22 protein-coding genes are annotated in these 19,927 nt (G+C 59.2%); 12 read left to right on the top strand and 10 right to left on the bottom strand.

What is annotated here, in order from left to right; all coding sequences use genetic code 11:
• Window positions 1–274: 274 nt before the first annotated feature.
• A complete protein-coding gene (locus LB532_RS25310; protein WP_224557386.1) occupies window positions 275–3,574 on the bottom strand; it encodes a putative bifunctional diguanylate cyclase/phosphodiesterase in 3,300 nt (1,099 codons plus the stop codon).
• A 196-nt stretch (window positions 3,575–3,770) separates the two neighbouring features.
• On the opposite strand from LB532_RS25310, the gene LB532_RS25315 reads away from it, so the two are divergent.
• Entirely contained in the window at window positions 3,771–4,202 is a 432-nt protein-coding gene (locus LB532_RS25315) for an ion channel (protein WP_140642219.1), read from the top strand.
• A gap of 3 nt (window positions 4,203–4,205) precedes the next feature.
• Here LB532_RS25315 and LB532_RS25320 read toward each other — a convergent pair whose 3' ends face one another.
• From LB532_RS25320 to LB532_RS30385, 3 genes are read right to left on the bottom strand one after another with little or no spacing between them, the layout of a single operon-like run.
• Entirely contained in the window at window positions 4,206–4,562 is a 357-nt protein-coding gene (locus tag LB532_RS25320) for a hypothetical protein (RefSeq protein WP_224557388.1), read from the bottom strand.
• A gap of 28 nt (window positions 4,563–4,590) precedes the next feature.
• Window positions 4,591–4,776: a hypothetical protein gene (locus LB532_RS30380; RefSeq protein ID WP_318012473.1), complete on the bottom strand. Its 186-nt coding sequence runs from the start codon at window positions 4,774–4,776 to the stop codon at window positions 4,591–4,593.
• 20 nt (window positions 4,777–4,796) lie between these two features.
• Complete coding sequence (locus LB532_RS30385; RefSeq protein WP_411908899.1) at window positions 4,797–5,072, bottom strand: DnaT-like ssDNA-binding protein; 276 nt, start codon at window positions 5,070–5,072, stop codon at window positions 4,797–4,799.
• Between the two features lie 67 nt (window positions 5,073–5,139).
• On the opposite strand from LB532_RS30385, the gene LB532_RS25330 reads away from it, so the two are divergent.
• The 4 genes from LB532_RS25330 to LB532_RS25345 all read left to right on the top strand — a co-directional run bounded on the left by LB532_RS25330 (window position 5,140) and on the right by LB532_RS25345 (window position 6,531).
• Window positions 5,140–5,322, top strand: coding sequence for a CsbD family protein (locus LB532_RS25330; RefSeq protein ID WP_140642223.1), 183 nt, complete (start codon window positions 5,140–5,142; stop codon window positions 5,320–5,322).
• A 464-nt stretch (window positions 5,323–5,786) separates the two neighbouring features.
• The gene (locus LB532_RS25335; protein ID WP_140642225.1) at window positions 5,787–5,978 is read left to right on the top strand and encodes a hypothetical protein; all 192 of its coding nucleotides are present in this window, start codon (window positions 5,787–5,789) and stop codon (window positions 5,976–5,978) included.
• A 113-nt stretch (window positions 5,979–6,091) separates the two neighbouring features.
• Window positions 6,092–6,295: a hypothetical protein gene (locus LB532_RS25340; protein ID WP_140554091.1), complete on the top strand. Its 204-nt coding sequence runs from the start codon at window positions 6,092–6,094 to the stop codon at window positions 6,293–6,295.
• A 95-nt stretch (window positions 6,296–6,390) separates the two neighbouring features.
• Window positions 6,391–6,531 (top strand): entericidin A/B family lipoprotein, encoded by a 141-nt coding sequence (locus tag LB532_RS25345; RefSeq protein ID WP_140554092.1) that lies wholly within the window; start codon window positions 6,391–6,393, stop codon window positions 6,529–6,531.
• A gap of 303 nt (window positions 6,532–6,834) precedes the next feature.
• Here LB532_RS25345 and LB532_RS25350 read toward each other — a convergent pair whose 3' ends face one another.
• Complete coding sequence (locus tag LB532_RS25350; protein ID WP_140642227.1) at window positions 6,835–7,077, bottom strand: hypothetical protein; 243 nt, start codon at window positions 7,075–7,077, stop codon at window positions 6,835–6,837.
• A 369-nt stretch (window positions 7,078–7,446) separates the two neighbouring features.
• Here LB532_RS25350 and LB532_RS25355 point away from each other — a divergent pair, with 369 nt between their 5' ends.
• The 4 genes from LB532_RS25355 to LB532_RS25375 all read left to right on the top strand — a co-directional run bounded on the left by LB532_RS25355 (window position 7,447) and on the right by LB532_RS25375 (window position 10,595).
• Window positions 7,447–7,704 carry a hypothetical protein gene (locus tag LB532_RS25355; RefSeq protein WP_140642229.1) on the top strand — a complete coding sequence of 86 codons (258 nt, stop codon included), beginning with the start codon at window positions 7,447–7,449 and terminating at the stop codon, window positions 7,702–7,704.
• A gap of 169 nt (window positions 7,705–7,873) precedes the next feature.
• Window positions 7,874–8,134, top strand: a complete 261-nt coding sequence (locus tag LB532_RS25360; protein ID WP_181169453.1) for a hypothetical protein — start codon at window positions 7,874–7,876, stop codon at window positions 8,132–8,134.
• Window positions 8,135–8,924: 790 nt separating this feature from the next.
• Window positions 8,925–9,125 (top strand): DUF1127 domain-containing protein, encoded by a 201-nt coding sequence (locus LB532_RS30390; RefSeq protein WP_140642231.1) that lies wholly within the window; start codon window positions 8,925–8,927, stop codon window positions 9,123–9,125.
• A gap of 132 nt (window positions 9,126–9,257) precedes the next feature.
• Window positions 9,258–10,595: a tetratricopeptide repeat protein gene (locus tag LB532_RS25375; RefSeq protein ID WP_140642233.1), complete on the top strand. Its 1,338-nt coding sequence runs from the start codon at window positions 9,258–9,260 to the stop codon at window positions 10,593–10,595.
• A 340-nt stretch (window positions 10,596–10,935) separates the two neighbouring features.
• On the opposite strand, the gene LB532_RS25380 is transcribed toward LB532_RS25375, so the two are convergent.
• Window positions 10,936–11,643: a response regulator gene (locus LB532_RS25380; RefSeq protein ID WP_140642236.1), complete on the bottom strand. Its 708-nt coding sequence runs from the start codon at window positions 11,641–11,643 to the stop codon at window positions 10,936–10,938.
• Window positions 11,644–11,712: 69 nt separating this feature from the next.
• Window positions 11,713–15,402 carry a PAS-domain containing protein gene (locus LB532_RS25385; protein WP_140642238.1) on the bottom strand — a complete coding sequence of 1,230 codons (3,690 nt, stop codon included), beginning with the start codon at window positions 15,400–15,402 and terminating at the stop codon, window positions 11,713–11,715.
• Window positions 15,403–16,237: 835 nt separating this feature from the next.
• Here LB532_RS25385 and LB532_RS25390 point away from each other — a divergent pair.
• Entirely contained in the window at window positions 16,238–16,504 is a 267-nt protein-coding gene (locus tag LB532_RS25390) for a hypothetical protein (protein WP_140642240.1), read from the top strand.
• A gap of 235 nt (window positions 16,505–16,739) precedes the next feature.
• Here LB532_RS25390 and LB532_RS25395 read toward each other — a convergent pair whose 3' ends face one another.
• Complete coding sequence (locus LB532_RS25395) at window positions 16,740–16,931, bottom strand: hypothetical protein (RefSeq protein ID WP_140642242.1); 192 nt, start codon at window positions 16,929–16,931, stop codon at window positions 16,740–16,742.
• A gap of 145 nt (window positions 16,932–17,076) precedes the next feature.
• On the bottom strand, window positions 17,077–17,256 hold the full coding sequence (locus LB532_RS25400) for a hypothetical protein (RefSeq protein ID WP_140642243.1): 180 nt from the start codon (window positions 17,254–17,256) through the stop codon (window positions 17,077–17,079).
• A 206-nt stretch (window positions 17,257–17,462) separates the two neighbouring features.
• On the opposite strand from LB532_RS25400, the gene LB532_RS25405 reads away from it, so the two are divergent.
• Both LB532_RS25405 and LB532_RS25410 read left to right on the top strand, forming a co-directional pair.
• Window positions 17,463–17,705 (top strand): DUF6894 family protein, encoded by a 243-nt coding sequence (locus LB532_RS25405; protein ID WP_140554104.1) that lies wholly within the window; start codon window positions 17,463–17,465, stop codon window positions 17,703–17,705.
• Window positions 17,706–18,544: 839 nt separating this feature from the next.
• Window positions 18,545–18,847 carry a hypothetical protein gene (locus LB532_RS25410; RefSeq protein ID WP_140552571.1) on the top strand — a complete coding sequence of 101 codons (303 nt, stop codon included), beginning with the start codon at window positions 18,545–18,547 and terminating at the stop codon, window positions 18,845–18,847.
• A gap of 385 nt (window positions 18,848–19,232) precedes the next feature.
• On the opposite strand, the gene LB532_RS25415 is transcribed toward LB532_RS25410, so the two are convergent.
• Complete coding sequence (locus tag LB532_RS25415) at window positions 19,233–19,412, bottom strand: DUF1515 family protein (RefSeq protein ID WP_246674465.1); 180 nt, start codon at window positions 19,410–19,412, stop codon at window positions 19,233–19,235.
• Between the last annotated feature and the right edge of the window lie 515 nt (window positions 19,413–19,927).

Consider the following 19,927-nt stretch of genomic DNA (forward strand, 5'->3'; position numbering starts at 1 on the left):
CCCTCCATGGAGCAGGTTGGCTGTGTCGTACCGCTCTCACAGCCGCGCGCACAGGCAAGGTACTCGCAGCCGTCCCAGCGATGTCTACGCTTGTCCCAGCTTGCCGCGAGAGACTTTCGAGGTACGACTCGTGAGCTGCGGAGGAGCAACAATGTCGTGGAATGCTGGCGAGTTTTGTGACCAGCCGCCCGTTTCGGCTTTGGAGCGATGGGCACACGAACGATCACGCCGCCAAGGACCCGACAAGCTGTTACGAGATGTCGGGTTTCGGTACCTAGGCAGAAACGCGCCGGGATCTTCCCTCCAGGAGATTCTGGAGCTCCTCTTTCGGCACCGGCTTGGATAACAAAAAGCCCTGCAACTGGTCGCAGCCGAGCTTGCGCAGAAAATCGCATTGGCTCTGCGTCTCAACGCCTTCCGCCGTGGTGTTGATTCCAGTGACGCGCGCCATGTCGATGATCGCCTGAACGATGGCCTCCTCACCGTTGCAGCGGCCAAAGCCCTGCACAAAGCTTCGATCGATCTTGATCCTATCCACGTCCAGGGTCTGGAGGCGTCCCAGTGAGGAAAATCCCGTGCCGAAATCATCAACAGCAAAGCGCACCCCGATGCTGCGCAGCGCCTTGATGTTGCGCTGGCATTCTGTCGGGCGCTCCGACAGCGTGCTTTCGGTAACTTCCAGTTCGAGGCGCCGCGGATCCATCTGCGCCTCCAATAAGATGCTCGTCACCTTCATGGCGAAGCTCGGATTGTTCAGCTGCAAGGCTGACACATTGACCGCCAAGGTGTCGATGGGCAAGGAGACCGCATCAAGGCATGCTTTCCGCAGAACCAGTTCGCCCAGTTGGTCGATCAGCCCCGTTTTCTCGGCCAGTGGTACAAACAAATCCGGGGCTACCCAACCACGCTCCGCGTGAGACCAGCGGGCAAGGGCTTCTACGCCCGCCATTCTGTTGGTGTCGGCCGTGTAGAGCGGCTGATAATGGACCTGGATCTGGCCAGGCACTTGCAGCGCCTTGCGTAGCTCCTGTTCAAGGTCCTTGCGCATGGCCAGCGTCTGGTCCATCTCGGCTTTGAAGAAGACATAGCCGCTGCGGCCCGCGGCTTTGGCGTGATAGAGCGCAACGTCGGCTTTGCGCACCAATTCGTCCCGGTCACATCCGTCCCTCGGAGCAAACGCTGCGCCGACACTCACGCCGACGAAGACCTGAACCCCGGCCACTTCGAAGGGTCGGCGAGCGGTTTCAATCAACCGCTCACACAGGGTTTTGACCTCATGCTCTCCTGCGACCTGGCGCTGGATGATGATGAACTCGTCGCCGCCCAGGCGCGCGACCGTATCTGCTTCCGTGGTGAGCCTTCTTAGCCTGTCCGAGAATTCCCTAAGCAGCTCATCGCCGGCGGGATGACCGAAGCTGTCGTTGACCTGCTTGAAGCGGTCGAGGTCGAGATAGAGAATTGCGAGTTGCTCGCCTGTCGAGGGCAGCCGTGTCAGCGCATCGGCCAAGCGGTCATTGAACTGGCTGCGATTGGGCAGGGCGGTCAGTAGATCATTGTGGGCGAGGTGATAGATTCGGTCTTCGGATTCGATCAGCTTCAAGGTCCGCCTGCGAAGGCTCATCAGGACGACGATGACGCCGCCCAGTAGCAGCCCGAACGTAGCGACGAGCATTGGCCCCAGTTGAGAAAATACCGACGCCCCAGGCCGATATGGTTGCCAGACAAAGAAGCCGATAGTCGAACCGGATCGGTCAATCAGCGGATAAGACGCCTCTCCCCGAGCAAGCATGTTGACCCAGGAGAAGCGCGCGCCGTCGAGCAGGTAGTCCTGCCGCAAGGAGGTGATGAGACTGCCATCGAGATATCGAACCGCGATATGTAGAAATTCCTGACCGGGTTCTTGTGCGATGTGGCCAGTGTCGGAGACGACAGGCTTGATGCTCACGATGGCAGGATGGCCGGAGATGACCGCCATATCGGACGCGCCTATCGTGAGGACCTGCTTCGTAACGGTTTCGGTGTCCCCTCGCTTCAGTCTTGCCCTGAGGTCGTCGACAAGACGCGCGGTATTCGAATGTATGGATCGGTAGCTGCCGGGCTCGACAGTTGAGCCGCCCACCGATGCGTAGACTGGCTCATTATCGGGATCGAGAATGTAGAGTTCGTCATGGCCGAAATACGTGTGCATCCAGCTGCCGAGATTGACATCGAGCCATTTCGTATCATGGCTTCGCAGTGCGGTGACCGCGTCGTCCCAAACCGTGACGCTCTCCTGGTCGTGTGCAACGCCGCTCTCGAGCTTGGATATGATCAGTGCAACCAGACTTTGCTGCCGTGACACGGCAACGCCGTCGGTCTGAACCGTGGACCACAGCAAAAGGCCTGTGGTGGCCATCGCAACAAACAGTGACAGCCCAATGATGGGCAAAGCCGTTCTCAACAGAAAGAGACGACGGGTTGGCTCGCCGAAATGTCGTAGCAGCTTCATGGGTCCGCCATACGTCATGAAAACTTCTGGACCGTTAAAAGGAATTACTCGGCCAACGAGGCGTGCGACGCTGGTGAGCGAGCGAGGGGCCTGCCGGCTTCGATCGCTTCGGAGGAAAACGGGAACTCGCGAAGCGGTCCCCGGCAGCAGACCGGCAGATGGGGAACGCGGTGTCCGCGAAGGATGCCCCGCGGATGCCGCCGACACCGCGATGGTGGGGCCTTCGGCAATGCGTGAGCGAACGTCACCGCACCAACTGAGCAACGAACTCGATTTTGTACTCAGCGAGGCACTTGCAACCGAGCGCGTGTCTCGCCGGCACGCCGGGAGCATGCGGGTACGGGATTGCGGTTCCGTCCGGCCGTCTGTCCCTGCATCGCGATATGCTGGATGCGCGGATGTTCCTGCGGCGTATGCTTCCAGGTCTTCGTGACCGTATTGGCCCCGACGTTGCCCTTCTCGATCTGCTGGTGGAACGCGATGTCCTCGACGCGCCAAGGGCCGCGAAGGTCTCATGCAAGCCAATGGTGTCGGCGCGGAGCTCAACAGCCCGTCCGAATAGCGGCCTGTGATCTTGGCGACGGCATCCGCCCGCAGCGGTTTCCCCGCTTCGATCGCCTTGCGCACTGCGGCGTCAAAGCGCTTGTCCCGCCGTGCCCGACTCAAATAATTTCTCAATTGGTCGGGTTCGCCGGAAAGCAGTTCCTGGCGGGCTCGGGCAACGTATTCGCCTTGGACTGAGGTGAGCCCGACCAATCCACCTTCACGAGTCCCTGTCACGCGATTGACCCTACCGACCACATCGAGGGCGGTGCGGGTCGGGTTGTCGCCGCGGGCGAGGCCTGCTTCCAAAGCGGTCCGCACGGCGACCTGCTGGTCAGTGACGATATTCGTGATCAACTGCGACGAGTGATCCCGCAGCCTCGTCTCAGTCGCCAAGTTCCTTGCATCCCAGCGCACCACCACACGATGGCCGGACGGATCGCGAAGCGTTGGCATCCCTTCCACCGTGGCGACACCGCCGCCGTTGAAAGCCTGCCTGATAGCCTCATCCAACGGCCGGAATGCTGCCTCGTCGAGGTGCATGGCCTGGATGGCGCCGGTGATGTCGCCGCGCTCCAGTCGCTCCACCACGCGGCGCAGGACGATGTTCGACGTGATGTCGTCGATCGCGTCGAGAAAGGCGAGGCGAGTTTCGGAGTCCAGTCAGCGACAAGCTGTTCGAACCGCTCGCGGGGTGATAGGCGTTTAAGCATCTCACTCCTGCCTGGAAGTATCGAACGTGGTCATCGCAATTTCCGCATCTGCAGTGCTCGCACTCGTCACAGTTCTGATGCACTACGAGGTACTGAACATGACCGGCGCCTTGAGACGCCGTTTTTCCTTGCCAATGCGGGTGGATCTTCTGCTTCTCATCACGGGCGCGATTGCCGCGCACATCGCGGGTATTGGTCTTTTCGCCATCGTATATGCGTGGATGCAGTCTCACACTCAGTACGGCAGTTTGATGGGCGAGGTTACCGGCGGCGCAGAGGATTTCTTCTATTTTTCCGTCGCCTGTTATACGACCCTTGGCTTTGGCGAAGTCTATGCTACCGGGCCCATGCGGATCGTGGCGGCCCTTGAAGCGCTGAATGGCCTCGTCCTGATTACCTGGTCAGCGTCCTTCGTATACGCGGCCACTTCGAGCCTTTGGAAGCGCGAGAACGGCTGACAATCACAGTTCTACACCGCCACAATGGCCTTCCCCGCCACCGCCACACCCCCCGAAGGGGAACGGCTTCAGGCTGGTAATGACCCGCTCCCTGCCGTCGATAGCCAGCGTGTCGGTCATGAGAGGCTCGACCTCGGGCACGGCGGAGGTGATGAGGTCGACGGTTTCCACAATCAACACACCGTTTTTATAGCGCTGGTCGACGCGCTTGACGGCCGCCTTCAGATCGTAGAGCACTGGAGCACCCTCGACCGGAGGATCCCATGGATTCGGGCCGGGCGTTGTCGGGATGCGCTTGAGCTTCACCTCGCCTTGGCCAAGGCCGTCCTCCGCGTCGGGCCGGAGAAGGTCTTGGACCATCTCTCCCATGTCGGCATAGAAGCCGGCCTCACACCACCATGATTGCTGGATCGCCCCAGACCGGGCCGAGCAGGGGCGCGAGAACGCCCTCGATCAGGCTCGACACAGGCGCATTCGGTGCGAAGATGTTGCCGTCGTGCCCGGGCTCGAAGAACTCACGTTCGATCGTGTCGACCTTCTGCCGCTTGACCCGTTTGACCGGATCGAACGACACGGACAGTGAGCCGGGGCGGGTCAGTTCGAGGTAAGCTGCTCATAGGAGGCGTCGATCACTCGCTGGGGGATCAGGTCGGAAGCGAGCGCAGACCCATAGGCTGTGGCGCCGGTGCGCGGCCATGCTCTTTCCTGGTTGATACCGCCCGTAGGCTGGCCTGAGAAGCGCGCGCCGTAGGTGCCGTCGATATATGCGCTGCCTCGCTGGCGAGCACCAGGGATGCTGCCAGCTGGCACGGTATAGCCGGCCGCGGCCGCATAGGCAGTGAAGTCTGCATCGTCACCGTATCCAGCCATGCCGATCCTGCTCACTCTGGAACATTCAAGTTCCGCTCACGTTGGGTCTGCGCAAAGGAGAACGACGATGCACAAAGACGAAGTTAAGGGCTCAGCGAAGAAACTCCGCGGCGAGGTGAAGGACAAGGTCGGCAAGATGACGGGCGACGACAAGCTTCGCACTGACGGCGCCGCTGACAAGGCCGAAGGCAGCATTCAGAAAGGCGTCGGCAAGGCAAAGGACGCGGTTCGCGATGCCTTGAAGGATTGAAAGTTAAGGGCCGCCCGCTGAGAGGCGGCCCTCTGAACTAGTCTTACTGCTTGGCGGCCTCGACATAGGCCGCCTTGTCTTCGTCGGACATGGCGCTGAAGGCATCCGCATCGGCCTACGCGAGATCAAGACCATCAATCAAATTGATAATGACCTGAGGTCAATTGAGAAGCGGATGTCAATCCAGCGCATCGCGCAAGCCTTGATGGATGTGCCGGAAAACAAAGGGACGGCCACTCCCCTAGGCGGTCTTTTGGCTAGGGGTCGCCGCAATGGATGAACAAACTCCTTGAGCCGGATCGCCCATCCCGCCCCGCGGTCTTTCGCCCGGGGTTATGCTGGTTGAGCAGCCGCTGACAATCTTCGCATCCCCCTGCCCCGATCAGCGCGGCTATCTGGTCCATTGTCCCCAAATCGTTCAGCGGCGTCTAACAGTCAACTATGCTGTTCCAAGGAGGGGGGCCATGGTGCAGGGCGAACCGAATGGCGTTTGTGTCAAGTTTGTCGGTGAGCGATGGGCAGTGCGCGTAACCGAAGACGGGAACGTGAGGCAGGAGTTCTTCAACGACAAATCCACCGCCGAGCGATACGCTGAATACCAACGCGATCGGTTGAAACTGCCGGGGAAGCCTCCGGTTGCCGACACTCAGTTCTAACGCTGCCATCTCCTAAGCAGCCTTCCTTATGGCGCTTTCGCCTCATCCCTTCGCGTGATTGGAACTCGATTTGCATCCGCGAGTTTACGTGCGTTCAACTCACTGAGGAAACCATGAAAAAGCTATTTCTCGCGTCCATGATCGCCGTTGCATCAATCTCGTTCGCCGGCATCCCTGCCGAAGCGAAGACCGTGATCAAGACCGACCACGGACGCGTTGTCATCAAGGATCACCATCGACGCCATTGCCGTACCAAGGTGGTCAAGCATTGGAAGCATCACCGCATGATTGTTGAAAAGATTCGCGTCTGCGGATGATCTCATTGGAACCCGCCTGATTACTGGGGCGGGTTCCCCTCCAAGCAGCTTTTGCTTCTGTGCTCGCTGAGGGCTGTCGACCAGGAGACGCCGCCATGAACTTGTTCCGCACTGCGCCGACCATCATTCTTGCCTGCGCGATCGCTCTTTCAGCCTGCGCCAATACCGTCCGCGGCGTCGGCAGGGATGTCAAATCGACAGCCAATGCAGTTGACGACACTGTTAACAAGCCCTGATCGACGCAGCGGACCGTCACAGTCATCGAGAAGACTACGGGCAGGGTGATCGGCGCGTTGCCGATCGACCTTTCCAACCAGGATCACCAGGTCTCGGATGATCAGTTGACTGAGGTCAGGTATTACGTGTCGAAAGACGCGGATCGATGGAAGGTCCGCTAAGACGACAAGGACTATCCCTTTGACTCGCAGGGTTCCGCCGTCCTGGCCGCCGTCAAGGCAGCAAACAGCGAAGCTTCTCTGGGACATGAGGTAGAGGTACTGGTCCAAGGAGTAGATGGGAAATGGCGCACCGAATGGCCTTCAGAGTGAAGTCCTACTTCTTTCGCTCATATGGAACGTGGCGTCGCCGTCCTCCTCGCCGGATATTACGCGAGGATTGGCGCTAGACACGCCGTCGCTCTTTCCACCTTTGTGGTTTTTCTCTGACTGGCCCTTGGCGTCCGCTTCGGGTCCAGGCTTGGCGGACGACTTTTTAAGGTCGTGATCGACTACCGAACGGCTGCCTTCGGCCGGGTCTTCATCAAGGCGGGTTCTTTTGGACATGGCTCTCTCTCCACTGAGGAAATCTTTCCGCCTCTGCGCTTCTCTCTGTTGACGCAATTCTGAATTCGGCAGTGATGCAGCAAAAAGCCGGAACCTTGATGCAGTAGCGAAGTTCGAGGAGCTGAAAAGCTTCGAAACAGGCGCGCAGATGAACGGGGTCGTAAACGATATTCTAGCCGAGGTGGCAGAGATGCTGCCTACTCATCGACCGGACGAAAAGGATTCGTTGCCGAGATTACCGGTCGACGACCCAAACTTCCCGAATGATTTAGAGCCGGTCATCCGCGCCAACCCATATGACATTGCTGCGTCGACGAGGGCGCGCAAGAGGAAGCACGCTCCGTCGCGCAAATCCTGGAAGGAATTTCGATGAAAGAGGTCCTCTCTCGTAAACAAGAACAACAAGGTACTGGCAGGATCCTTATGTGGGGCGCCGCAGTAATCGCGGTCATCTTCCTATGCCTGCTAGCCTTCTTTGTATTTACGCCCTTAAAGAATGGTTCGTGGCAAACGGCGCCATTCAAGCGCGCTCCTGAGCAGAACCAAGGTGGAAATGCACCAGCGGAGACGTCACCTTCTCCGGGCGTGAATAAAAACCCCAAGGAAAATACCGAAATGCCTGGGTAGCAATAGGAGGTGCTTCCAAATTGCGCAATTACTGATCCGAGCCACACGAGGAGGAACAAAGTCCGCTGGCGGGAAGTTAATATTAGCGGATGCTCATATTCTTGCAGCGGCCTCCGCACCGTTGAGCACATGCGGGTGCTTTGCTGGTCTCGTCAATTTGGGAGGTACTATGTGGCTCACACTCACAGAGAAAGATCTGAACACACCTATCGCGGTCAACTTTGATCAAGCCATTTCGATGAACCCGCACCATAGCGGACGCGGCACTGAAATCTTTTGCGGGCCAGGAGTTGGATATCTTGTGGCCGAGCGAATGACGGACATCGTTAGTCGCCTTGGTCAACTTCGAGACCCATCAAAGGAGCGCCAGGAAGATTTCGGTGCAGGGCTTAACGCCGGGATGAACATGCCGAACGCAGAATACGAATAAACTTCGTGCGCGAGCGGGGCGGCCATTCTCCCCTCATCGCCCCGGCTGGTGACTGTGGAGCCCCGCGCAGACAGGCAAAGCCGCCTTCCGGCTCTGCGCTTCCCGCCGCCGACGGCGATGTTCGGCGCCAGATGGACCGGGATCGGCCTGTCATTTCAGGGCGCGCAAATCCATGTCGGTGACCTGCCGCGACCTCGCACTCGTTGCGGAAGGGCAACAGGGCCTTCTGGATATCGAGGAGAGCGGACACTGCAGCGATCGGAAAGCGCGTTTACAGGCTTTGAAGCTCTCGACGGTAAAGCGCGAGGTTCGGCTCCTTCTCCTTGATGAGGGCCATGAGAGTGCAGGCTCGTTCCTTTGTTGAAGAAAGCCGTGACCTCCCCAAGATTGCGCCGGCCGCGGTAAAACACGCCTTCGTTGATGTAGCTGATTGCGCCGGCCATCACCTGCTGGGTGGTCGCCTGCCAGATCGAATTTTCCGTCGACGCTTTCCGGAACCACAATGGTGGCGATATTCTGGATACCGGTCCTGCGGTCACCCCGGTCGGGCCAGATGTAATCGAGCGGATGTAGCGGTGGGTTCGCTCCGACGCTGCCACTCGGATTCACACCGTCGGCAGGGCGGCGGAAGCGCGTGTAGCACGAAACTAACGAACCTTCGCCCGACTGTGTCAGCAGTGAAACAAACGAAACAATTCGGCGGCGTTGCGGAAAATCGACTGAAACAGGGATGGCTTAAATCAAACAGCACCGCCGTTCGAAGCGGCCTCATCAATGGAGTTCTGCATCAATGGAGTTCTGCAATGTCTTCGCTAACGCCGAGAATTCGGGCAGCTTATCGCTCTTTCCAGGGCTACCGGCCCGTCGTCTGGCGGAACGGACCCTCGCGGGAATGGAGGATGCTCTCCTGAAGGATATCGGGATCAGCCCGTCCGAGATCGGCTTGGCGATCCACGGCTTGAAGCATGGCCATGAAGATAAAACGGGTTAAAGCCATGAAACGTCCCTTGCTGCTCCACCTGCTGGCCTATTCAAGCGTCCATACCGCCATGCCCGAACTGACCCGCGGCCGGACAGGCAATGATGCGGTCTTCCACACACACCAGCGAAACAAAATCCGATCATGATTACGGATCAGCAAGGCAATGTGTTGTCAGGATCGACAGCCGAAGCATCTAGGCTGTACGACCAGGCCGTCGAGGCCTTCAACATCTATCGCGGCGATCCTCTCGGATTGCTTGACCAGGCTATCGAAGTCGCACCCGACTTCGCGATGGCGCATATCGTCAAGGCGCATCTGTTCAGTCTCGCCACGCAGCCCGACGCGACACGGGATGCCAAGGCGATCCTGGGCACCGTGAAGTCGTTGCGGCTTTCGGACCGCGAGGCGTCGCATGTCACGGTGCTCGACCTGGTGGTCGAGGGGGAATGGACGGCAGCGGCCACAGCGCTCGACCGCCATAACGCCGACCACCCGCGCGATATCGTCGCGCTTCAGTCGGGCCACCTGATGGACTTCTTTCGGGCCAATGCGCGCAGCCTGCGCGACCGCATAGCCCGCGTGCTGCCGAAATGGTCGGAGGACATCCCTGGTCATTCGATCCTGCTCGGCATGCATGCGTTCGGCCTTGAGGAGACTGGCGACTACGGCCGCGCTGAGGAAATTGGGCGCCTCGCCGTCGCCCTTCAGCCGCTCGACTGCTGGGCTCACCACGCCGTCGCCCACGTCATGGAGATGCAAGGACGCGCTGAGGACGGAATCGGCTGGATGATCGCCCGCGAGCCGCACTGGTCCGCCGACGACAATTTCTTTAGGGTCCACAACTGGTGGCACCGTTCGCTCTGCCATCTCGATCTCGGCCAGGCCGACGAGGTTTTCGCGCTCTATGACGGGCCGATCCGGCAGGACCGCAGCATGGTCGCCGTCGACATGGTCGATGCATCGGCCCTGCTGTGGCGGCTGCATCTGTCCGGCCACGACGTCGGCGACCGCTGGAACGAACTGGCGGCGGCCTGGGACAGTCATGCCGACGGCCGCACCTATCCTTTCAACGACTGGCATGCGGTGATGGCCTATCTGGGTGCCGGCAGGCACAAAGAAGTCGACCACATCATCGACGCCTACCGCAGCAGCGCCGAGGTCTCCGAGGCCGCCGAATGGGGCCGGCGGACCGCCCTACCTCTGGTGCAAGGCTTCGCGGCGTTCTGGCGTGGCGAGTATGAAGCGGCAGCGGGCCATCTGCATGGCGCGCGTTTCATTGCGAATTCATTCGGTGGCAGCCACGCCCAGCGCGACATCATCGATTGGACCTTAATCGAGGCGACGGTGCGCGGGGGCCTGACCGGAATGGCCGAAGCGCTCGCCAATGAGCGCCTTGCGCTGAAGCCACACAGCCCGGTGAACCGTTCGTTCCTGCGCCGCGCTCAGACGAACGCGCCAGCAAGCCGGAAGGCGCCCTGAGCGATGCCGGTTTTCCTGCAATCCACGTTCGGCCGCTGGCGCACCATCCGCAGACGCAGGCGCGCCGCACGCGATCTGCGCGCCGCGCTCTTCGAGCTTAACGAACATCTCCTGAGGGACGCCGGGCTTCATCGCTCGCGATCCGCCGGCGATCCCTGGCCGTAAGCGCACCTTCATAGATCTCCCGGGCGGCCCTGCCCGGGGCGAGGGCAGGAGAACCGCATAAGGCGATTTCGGACTTGAAGTTGGTTTGCGAACGGATTGTTCGCGAAGGCAGTCCACGAAGGAGCGACTGCCACTTCCACCAGCCCTGAAGCGCTGGTCCAACCGGGCGGCCCGCTCAAGAGTAGAGGTAACCCATACCGCGGATTGTCCTGATCACCTCCGGCTTGGAGGGATCAACCTCGATTTTCTTCCGCAGGCGCGAGACGCGAATGTCGATGCTGCGATCGAAGGGATCCCACGCGCGGTCATGAGCGAGTTCGAGCAGTTGGTCGCGGTTGAGCACTCGTCCGCGATGTTCGTTAAATACTTTCAGAAGCCGGAACTCCATGGCGGTGATCGCTATTTCGACCCCCTCGGCGTTGTATAATTTGCGTGCATCCGGGTCGAAGCGGCACTTGCCGAACTGGACCTGGTGGCCAGGAGAGCTCGGTTTCTTCGCGGCACTTTCGCTCGTCGAGGTCCTGCGCAGCACGGCCTTCACCCGCGCCAGCAGCTCCCGCAGGTCTACGGGCTTGGCGATATAGTCGTCGGCGCCAATCTCCAATCCGACAATGCGGTCGACGATTTCCGCCGATCCGGTCAGCATGATGATGGCAACGTCTGAGTGCTCTCGCAGATATCGCGCCAGGGAGAGGCCATCCTCACCTGGCATTCGGATATCCAATATGACCACATCGACGTGCTGGCTATCAATAAGCTCACGCAGGGCAGGTCCCGCGTTGGCCGGCGTCACGGCATAGCCATGATGCTCCAGATATTCCGCCACCGTGTCGCGGATATCCGGTTCGTCATCGCAGACAACTATGTGTGCGTGCGTCGTCAAAATCGACCACCGAGCAACTCGCCAATGGACAAGTTGCCCCCTGAAGTGAGGTGCAAATCGATGGATCTGTCAAGTATTGTTGTTGACCAAATTCGAGACAAACGAACGGAGCTCGTTAGGTTTTATCGGTTTCTCAAGATAAGGCCGTTTCGCGGCGCGCAGGAACATCTGCGCGTTCGGGCTGATCGTGTCCCCCGTCAGGAAGGCTAACCTGCCAAGCTCGGCCGGATGGAGCTTGGCAATCTGGTTGAACAATCTCCGTCCATCCATGTTCGGCATTTTCAGATCGCTGAGGATCAGCGCGAAAGTGCGGTTCTGGAGGTGCAGCAGTGCTTCTTCGCCGGATCTGGCAATGGTGACGTTGAAACCGTCTCGCCTCAGCACCTCAGCGACCAGTTCACCCACTTCCTCTTCGTCGTCCACCACCAGACAAGCAATGCCGGTTGAATTCGGGAGCTCGTCCTCCGCCGTTTCGGCTCGTTCATCGAGACGGTCCGAAGCAGGCAGCGAAAGTATGAAGGTCGAGCCACCCCCCTCGGGCGATTCGACCTCGATGGTTCCTCCATGGGATTGGACGATCCGATGGCAGAAGGATAGCCCGATCCCGGTCCCTGCCCCAATCTCCTTCGTCGTAAAGAACGGCTCGAAAATGCGGGGAAGTATCTCTTTGGGAATTCCCGGACCGGTGTCGGCGACGCTGACGACTATGTTGCCGGTCGTGGAATGAAGCCGCGCTGAAACCGTGATTGACCGTCGCCCTTCCCAGCCGTGCTGCGCCTGTTCTGCATTGACAAGCAAATTGATCAACACCTGGCCAAGCTGATCGGGATCCGCCCAGATCGGCGGAAGCCCAGGTTCAAGATGAACTGAAAGGCCGATGTCCGACGATCGTATCGAATAGCTCGCCACTTCCACCGCTTCTGAAATGATGTCAGCGATCGCAACGTTTGAGGTTCGCGTCGGCTGCTGTCTGGCCATAGCGAGGAACGTCTTGACGATCCTGGCACAGCGTTCGGCTGCCTTGCTCATCTTGTCGGCGCGTTCAACGACCTTGGCGTCGGTTGCGGTCTCCTTCAACAGAGATGACAGGCCAAGCACCACCGAAAGCGGGTTATTGAGCTCATGCGCCACTCCCGCCAGCAATCCGCCGAGCGCCGACATCTTTTCGTTCTGGTGCAGCGTCTCGCGCTGTCGCTCCAATTCCTGCTGCATTTCGATACGGTCGGTGAGATCATAGGTGTGGGAAACGATCACTTTCTCGCCGTGGTAATCGATCAGTCGAGACGAAATCGAACACCAGCAGGTTCCACCGTCCTTGCGTTTGAGCCGGGTCTCGAAATCGTCAACCAACCCCGTCGCGAGCAGCCGCTCAACATATCGCATCCGCTCTGACGGATCGACATGGTAGTCGACGGCGCTGGTGACGTCGCCCAGCAACTCGACGGTGGCGGGACTGCGGTAGAGCAGCCTCCCGTCATGCGCTCGGGTCATCTGGACGCTAACGGGGCAGGCTTCGAGGACTCTACGGACCATTTCATCCGCTTCCTTGGCGGCCTCCTCGGCCCGCTTGCGCTCTGTGATGTCGACTCGAGTGACCACGAACCCACCTTCGCGGGTCGGACAGTTCGAGACGAAAAACCATCCGCCGTCCGTATGTCGGAATTCCTGTTGCCGGAACTCGCGGCGGTCCCTTGCCCTTTCGGCAAGCCAGTCGTCGATTTTGTCCTGTGGAACCGGAAACTGGTTGCGTTTTGCGGTCACGCGAAGGAACTCGAGCCAGTTCACGCCGGGAACGAGCACATCCGCGCTTATCGCGTGCATCTGGCGGTATCTGCTGTTGGCCAGCACCAGACAATCGTTCTTGTCGTAGAGGGCAAACCCTTCAGCCAGAGATTCAATCGCGTCGATCAGCCGCTCGTTTGCCTTGCGTGTTTCTTCCTGGGCTGCGAGCATGTCGGTGATATTCGTCGTGTTCGACACGATCACCTGTCTTCCTTGGAAATCGATCAGGCGAGCGGAAACAGAAGCCCAGAAGACCCTGTTCTCGGTGTCGTACTGCTGGACCCGAAAATCATCGATCCTGCCCTTTTCGATCAGGGTGCGCTCCAATATCGCGCTATGATCTGGATCGACATAGTAGTCGGTTATTCGAGGGCGATCGTCGTAGAGATCTCTGGTAGCAGGATTGCGGTAGAGCGTTTCTCCCTCGAACGTGGTCATGCGTATAGGCGAAGGGCAGGCATCGAGCACCTTTTGCAGCAGTGCCGTGGCGTCCCGCTCGGCAGCCTCGGCCTTCTTGCGCTCGCTGATATCGGCGCGCGTTACGACGAAGCCGCCAAGATCGGTGGGATGTATCGATACCGAGTGCCATTTGCCGTCGGAGAGAGGGACCTCGATAGGGGAGTGGAACTCGATCCGACTGCGAATCTGTTCGTCAAGCCATTTATCCTCACGCCCAACCGCATTGCGGTACACGCCGCGCTTGGCGGATTCGCGAAGGAGATCGGCCCATTCCACACCCGGTTCAACGAGATCCCTCACCGGGTGGTTCAACTCGCGGTAGAGGCTGTTGCACATGACCAGGCGGTGATCTTCGTCGTACAGTGCGAAACCCTCGGAGAGTGATTCAACGGCGTCTGCGAGCATCTCCCGTGCCGCAGCGACTTCGCCGTCACGCTTCTTCTGCTTGGTCACGTCGGCGATGCCGGCGAGAACCACGCGCCGGCCCTGGAACTCGACGATCCTGAGATTGCCGGTGGCCCAGAACTCTTGGCCATCGGGTCTTTTAAGAAGCACCTCGCAATTTTCGACGGCACCCTTTTGCATGAGCTCCCGATTGATTTCCCGGTATTTCTCGGGGTCGACGAAATAGTCGTCGAGCCGCACCGTCTCGCGTTGCGCCTTTTTGCTCCATCCAAGCAGCCGTTCGGCAGCATTGCTCTGGTAGATGAGTTCACCCGAACCTGCATCGTTCATCCATACCGGCAGCGGATGATGCTTGATCAGGAAACCGAACAGGTCCTCGCGCTGCTTTCGTTCCGTGATGTCCAAAACCCCGATGATGAGCGAGGGGCGTCCGCCATAAACGCCGCGACGGCAGTTGGTCGAGCACCAGACGGTCGATCCATTTTTGTTTCTAAGCTGGATTTCGTGATCCCGCACAATGTCGCTGGTGTCGGCGAGAGAACTGATTTCATCGAAGTCGCCACTATTCACGAAATGATCCGGCAGGAATTGAGGTTCGTTCGGTGGCCATTTTCGGCCGAGCAGGTTCGACGCATCGAGGCTTTCATAGAGGATTTGCCCGCTTCCCGCGTCCACCACCCAAACGGGCAGCGGGTGACTGTCCGTGATGCAGCGGAATATCTCGGCGTTGTCCCGGTACGCGATCTGCGCTCGCTTCATGTCGGTAATGTCGACGCTTACCAGGGCCATGCCACCATCCGGCCGAGGATGTGCCGTGAGCAACTTCCATTGCCCATCCAAAGTCTCCGCCTCAACGGGCCCTTCGTCGATTTGCGTCCATCGTGCCGCAGCACTTTCAGCGAACGCGTTGCCTGGCTCGATGGGGCGGCCGTCGAAACTTTTTAGATATAGGAGGGCTTCGGCGACTGCGGCAATGGCGTCCATCGGCTGCGTCTCGCGGCGATCTAACCGCTGGCTTCCAAACATTTCCGGATTGCTACCAACGAGGACATTGTTGGCGTCGAAGAGGGCATAGCCTGTGTGCGTGGATATAACCGGATTATCAGGCTGCATGGTCGTCCCTTTGTTCGCGTGATCTCCCAGGGGCGGATATTAGACCCTTTTTGTTTCAGCACGCATTCAGACGCTGCGTGATTTGTTTCAACTGTTTCGACGCGTGGAGGTCTTTGGCCGGCGCTGACGTGCAAACAAGCTCTATCTGGTGCTCCAGAAAACGGCCGAGACACGAATGGCCTAGATCGGACAGTGCCGCCATGGAGCGGCTTCATCTGGCCGATGAACCCCGGACGAACGGAGTTCACCCGCTGAAACAAACGAAACAGTCCCATGGCACTACAGAAAAACGCCTGAAACGAAAGCGGTATATGACAATAAGCACCGCAGATGCGGAAGCCAACGGGAAAACGAAAATATCCATCTCGCTCGGCGAACATCTATTCTTGGCGAGGTGCCAACGCGTCTTGCTCCGGAATCTGAGGTTAGAAATGCATAAGCCAGTTACTTCGTACGATTTCGGCCACCGGCTCCGCACGAGTCTTATCGACCAAACCATACGGCCTATGAAGAGGCTCGCGGCTCTACAAGGCCATGATCGACAAAACGCAGACATTGACCCCACCACGCGACGGCTGATCGGGAACAGCCGTCATTCGTACGGGCCGCGTTGACGCAGCCCAACTGTGATGAGTTCGGCTGCGATCAAGCAGCCCTCCGAACAGCGGACGAACGCAACGAAACGACCGCGCGCTGAACAACCTGCCGCCGCACATCCAGAAGGATAGCGGTTGGTCGGTTTGCCCAAAGGGCATGAAGAGACGGCCTCATCAATGCGGTGCGGGGCACGGCGCGGTGAGGCCACATGCCAACCTTTAAAGATGGAGAAATTGAAATGCGAAAGATCGTTCTTACCACTGCCGCCTTCTTGTGTGCCTCCGGCATGGCTTTTGCCGGCAGCGACCACTACGGCTCGGACTTCAACCATGGCTCCGGCTATCCGAACACCGGTTACCATTCGATGGTGTCCGACCACGGCTACGCGGTCGACCTGATCGGCACAGCGAGTGTCAACACTGCCGACAGCGCGCAGACCTTAAAAGGAAATTCGATCTTCGATATTCCCGGGCCCGGTTATGGACAGGGGATCTGGGGCCGCTGATAACGGCATTCGGCCGGCAACGGTCGAGAATAGACATCCAAGCGGCGGGCTCGCCCGCCGCTTGGAATCACCTCACGGCCACCGGCGGAAGTTCCTGCCGATCTCTAACTTGTGGCTGGAGCGATCTGGGCGCCCGTAAACGTCTTTCGCTGCCAAGCCCATCTGATGCTAATGGATCGTCCCCAGCGTTTCTGGCGCAAATGCGATTTCCAGGGTGGCCGGCGCCTAATCCGCTTCAGGCAGTGGCAAAGCTGACCGTGACGACCGAAACGAAGGCGCATTTCGGACAGTCGATATTTTCGTTCGGCATGTAATCGTGACGTGCCGATGACAACGCCATCGGTGGCAATGTCTCGATTGAGGCAGGGTTGATCGACATGGCGTTTCGGCCAGACATTCCCTTCAACGACCTGCCGCCGTCGTCCAAGCATGGCCACCGCCGACGCGCCCAATTACCGGCGTCCCTTGCCTTTTGTTGAATTGGCATGATGTTTCTCTCGGGGCCGAACAGTGGAACATGCAGTAAGATTCCCGTTGCGCAAGGCTTCACCGGGTCATGACCGCTGCCGCGATCAAAACGGGCGACGCTGTTTTTTCGGGAATCGGGCTTCGCGCAGTAAAGAACTCCAGTTGGTGCCGATGAGCTTGATCAGGCCGCGCGCCTCTGCTTCGGGGATGCCGACCTCTTTAGCCAGCCGCCGGGCAAGGAACTGAATGCCCGGATCAGCTTCGCCTCCGTCGGCGGTAGTCATCGGAGCCTCCTTTGGGCTCCGAACTTGCCTGAGATGGTTTCGTTACGTGGGCAAATAAAAAAAGCCCCGCTGGCCGAGCCAGCGGGGCAGATGACGGGAGCAGGAAGGCGCATCAGGGAATGCGGCCCGGCGTCAGGACATTGACGCTGTACGCAAATTTAACCGCCAGGGAACAAGGCTAGAAGGCGCAAGTTCGGGCTGGCGTTATGCCACGCTTTTTCTTTGACACGATCGAGGATGGTCAGATCACCCCGGATGATCAGGGCCTCGAAATGTCCGTGTCCGACATGCGCGAGGCAGCGAAGCACCTTCTCCCAGAACTCGCGATAAACCATCCCCTTCCGGCAAACCGTCACGAATTCGTCGTGCGGGTTCGGGACGAGAATGGGCAGCATATCTACGAGGTGAAACTGACGCTGGCCGCGAGGTCGCGGTTGGTATCGATTTGAAGCCGGGCAGGATCACAGAGGCAGTCTGGTAGCTGCCCCAACGCGCACCACTGGACCGCTGGCCCGCCGCTCCATTCACGGCAGCGGCGGGCGTTCCCCCAGGGTTAGAGGGGACACAAATCGGGAGAGTTGGGTCAACCCGAGTTGCGCGGCGAAACATGTGGGATCGATGGAAGTTCCGCCACGCGCAAAAAAAGCCCTGGTCGGCCGGAGCCGAGACCCGCCTTGACCCGACGTCGCTTAGCCTCTTCGCCGTCGCCTCGTTCAAGATGTTGCTTGACAGCGAGATCAAGGAGGATCGCGAGAAGCAGTATACGAGCCGGGACAGGTGATGGGCAGTCAGGCATCGCCGGTATAACAAATGTTAAGCCGGAATGTTCTGTACTGGCGTCAGGCTGATTGAATTACCAGCTCGGCGGTGAGCCAAAAGCCGGCCGCCATAAACACCAAGATCACCGTCGCGAAGATAGATATGCGCATGTCCGCCCCCAGTTCACGGTCTGGCCTTAGCACACAACAAAAAGCCCCGCCATCGTAACCTAGCGGGCGAGTTCTGGAGTAGCTGGTAGAACCAGCACAGGTCAACTACGGGGCGGCGCGGTAGGTTCCCGAAGCCGGTAAGGCGCCGCCTCATCGACTTTGGGGCGGCGCCCCTTTCGTTTGTCACTGCGGCTGCACCTGCTTGCGCCGCAACGCGTCTATCTCCCGCTTCATGGCCTGGATGGCGTCGCGGGCACCATAGACCGCACCGAAGTTGTTGACTCCAGCTCTATGGAAAGCGTACGTCGCGGCTCGCTCCCCGCGTCCAGGGCGCGCTTTCCACCCGATAGAGGTCAAAAATGGACGACAAATACACCAATGCTCGTGAGCACTTCTTCGCCGCGATCCGAGCGCTAGCGGCTTCCGAACATAGCATTCAGGCGAGGCTGATCGAGGCGAATGGAAACATTCTGAATGTGACGATCGACGAATTCAACGGCGACCGCGAACTCAAAATCAAATTTGCAAAATTGCTGGACCTTCTGGCCATCGATCAGGATGATTTGGAAACCGTTGCTGTAGAGAACGCGGCGCACATGACTGACTTCGAGGCAGTGAAAGTCGCCGATCTGATCTGCGATTTCTATTACGAGATAACCTAGCTTGGGTGCATGCCTAGCCACCCCGCAGCTCGCGCCAGATGTCCGAGCAGTAGGCGACCTCGTCATCTAACGCAGGGTAACATTTCTAGTACGCTTCCACCTGCTATGCAGAGAGTAGGACGCGGTGTGGTTCGACGGGAGATGGGGGCATCACTCGGACGACCCGGGCTCAGGCGGCTACCGCGTCCGGCTCCTTTCTTCCGCCGAGGTTCGGCGGCAACAAATGCGGCGGACCTGCCTTACCTCCCAAGGAAACGGCCCGCAACAAACGACGTCCGGTCCCCCGCCGGGCGTCGTTTTTGCATTCGGAAAAGGCTCTCGACATTCATGCCGGCGGATCACCCTCCCCGCAACACGCGCCAGATATCGGCCCAGTAGGCGATGATCAGGGAAGCCAGTGCCGCCGCCCCATGCCGGTTACGCCCAAGGCATCAAGCCCCATCAGTTTCCAGCGCGTCACCTCAGCCGTGACTTCCTTGACGCTGGTCATGTCGGCGTTGAGCTTGCTGACCGCGCTTTCGGTGGCGGTTACACGCTCAACCAGCTCGTCGGTCTTCTGATACATTTTCGCCCGGCTGGAGGCCGCGCGCTGCTCTGACTGCTCATAGCTCAGAGCGGCTCGTGCATCGCTGTCCTTGATGTCGCGCCTGATCTCGGTAAATGTCTCGCTGCATGTCCAGAGTGGTTGGCAGCTGGCCGCCGATCATCATTTCCAAGCTTTTCGTTTCCGATGTCGGCATGCCCCTGCCCTCGACGCGCTATTTTAGTTCGGCGGCGTTCCACGCTCGCCTTGGTGTGCCTGTCGCATTCAGCCGCGGTGTAGAGCTTGACGGCGCAGCCTCGCGGTATGGTGCCGTCGATCTTGTTCTGATCCTCGACTGTCTTGCCCTTGGCGCCGGCGAGGCTGCTACCGATCGCCGCCCGCAGGACTGGAACACCGCTGACGTCGGAAGTCGTACACCCCGCCAGCGGCCATGCAGTCGTCAAAAGACATGCGAGAATCGTTGCCCTTTTGAATCGCATCCTGGTTGTCCTTCTCAATCTGGGTGCGAACCTCTTCGGCGCCCCAATGTGTAGTGT

The sequence above is a fragment of the Mesorhizobium sp. ESP-6-2 genome, from assembly GCF_020164675.1.
Classification (GTDB): domain Bacteria; phylum Pseudomonadota; class Alphaproteobacteria; order Rhizobiales; family Rhizobiaceae; genus Mesorhizobium.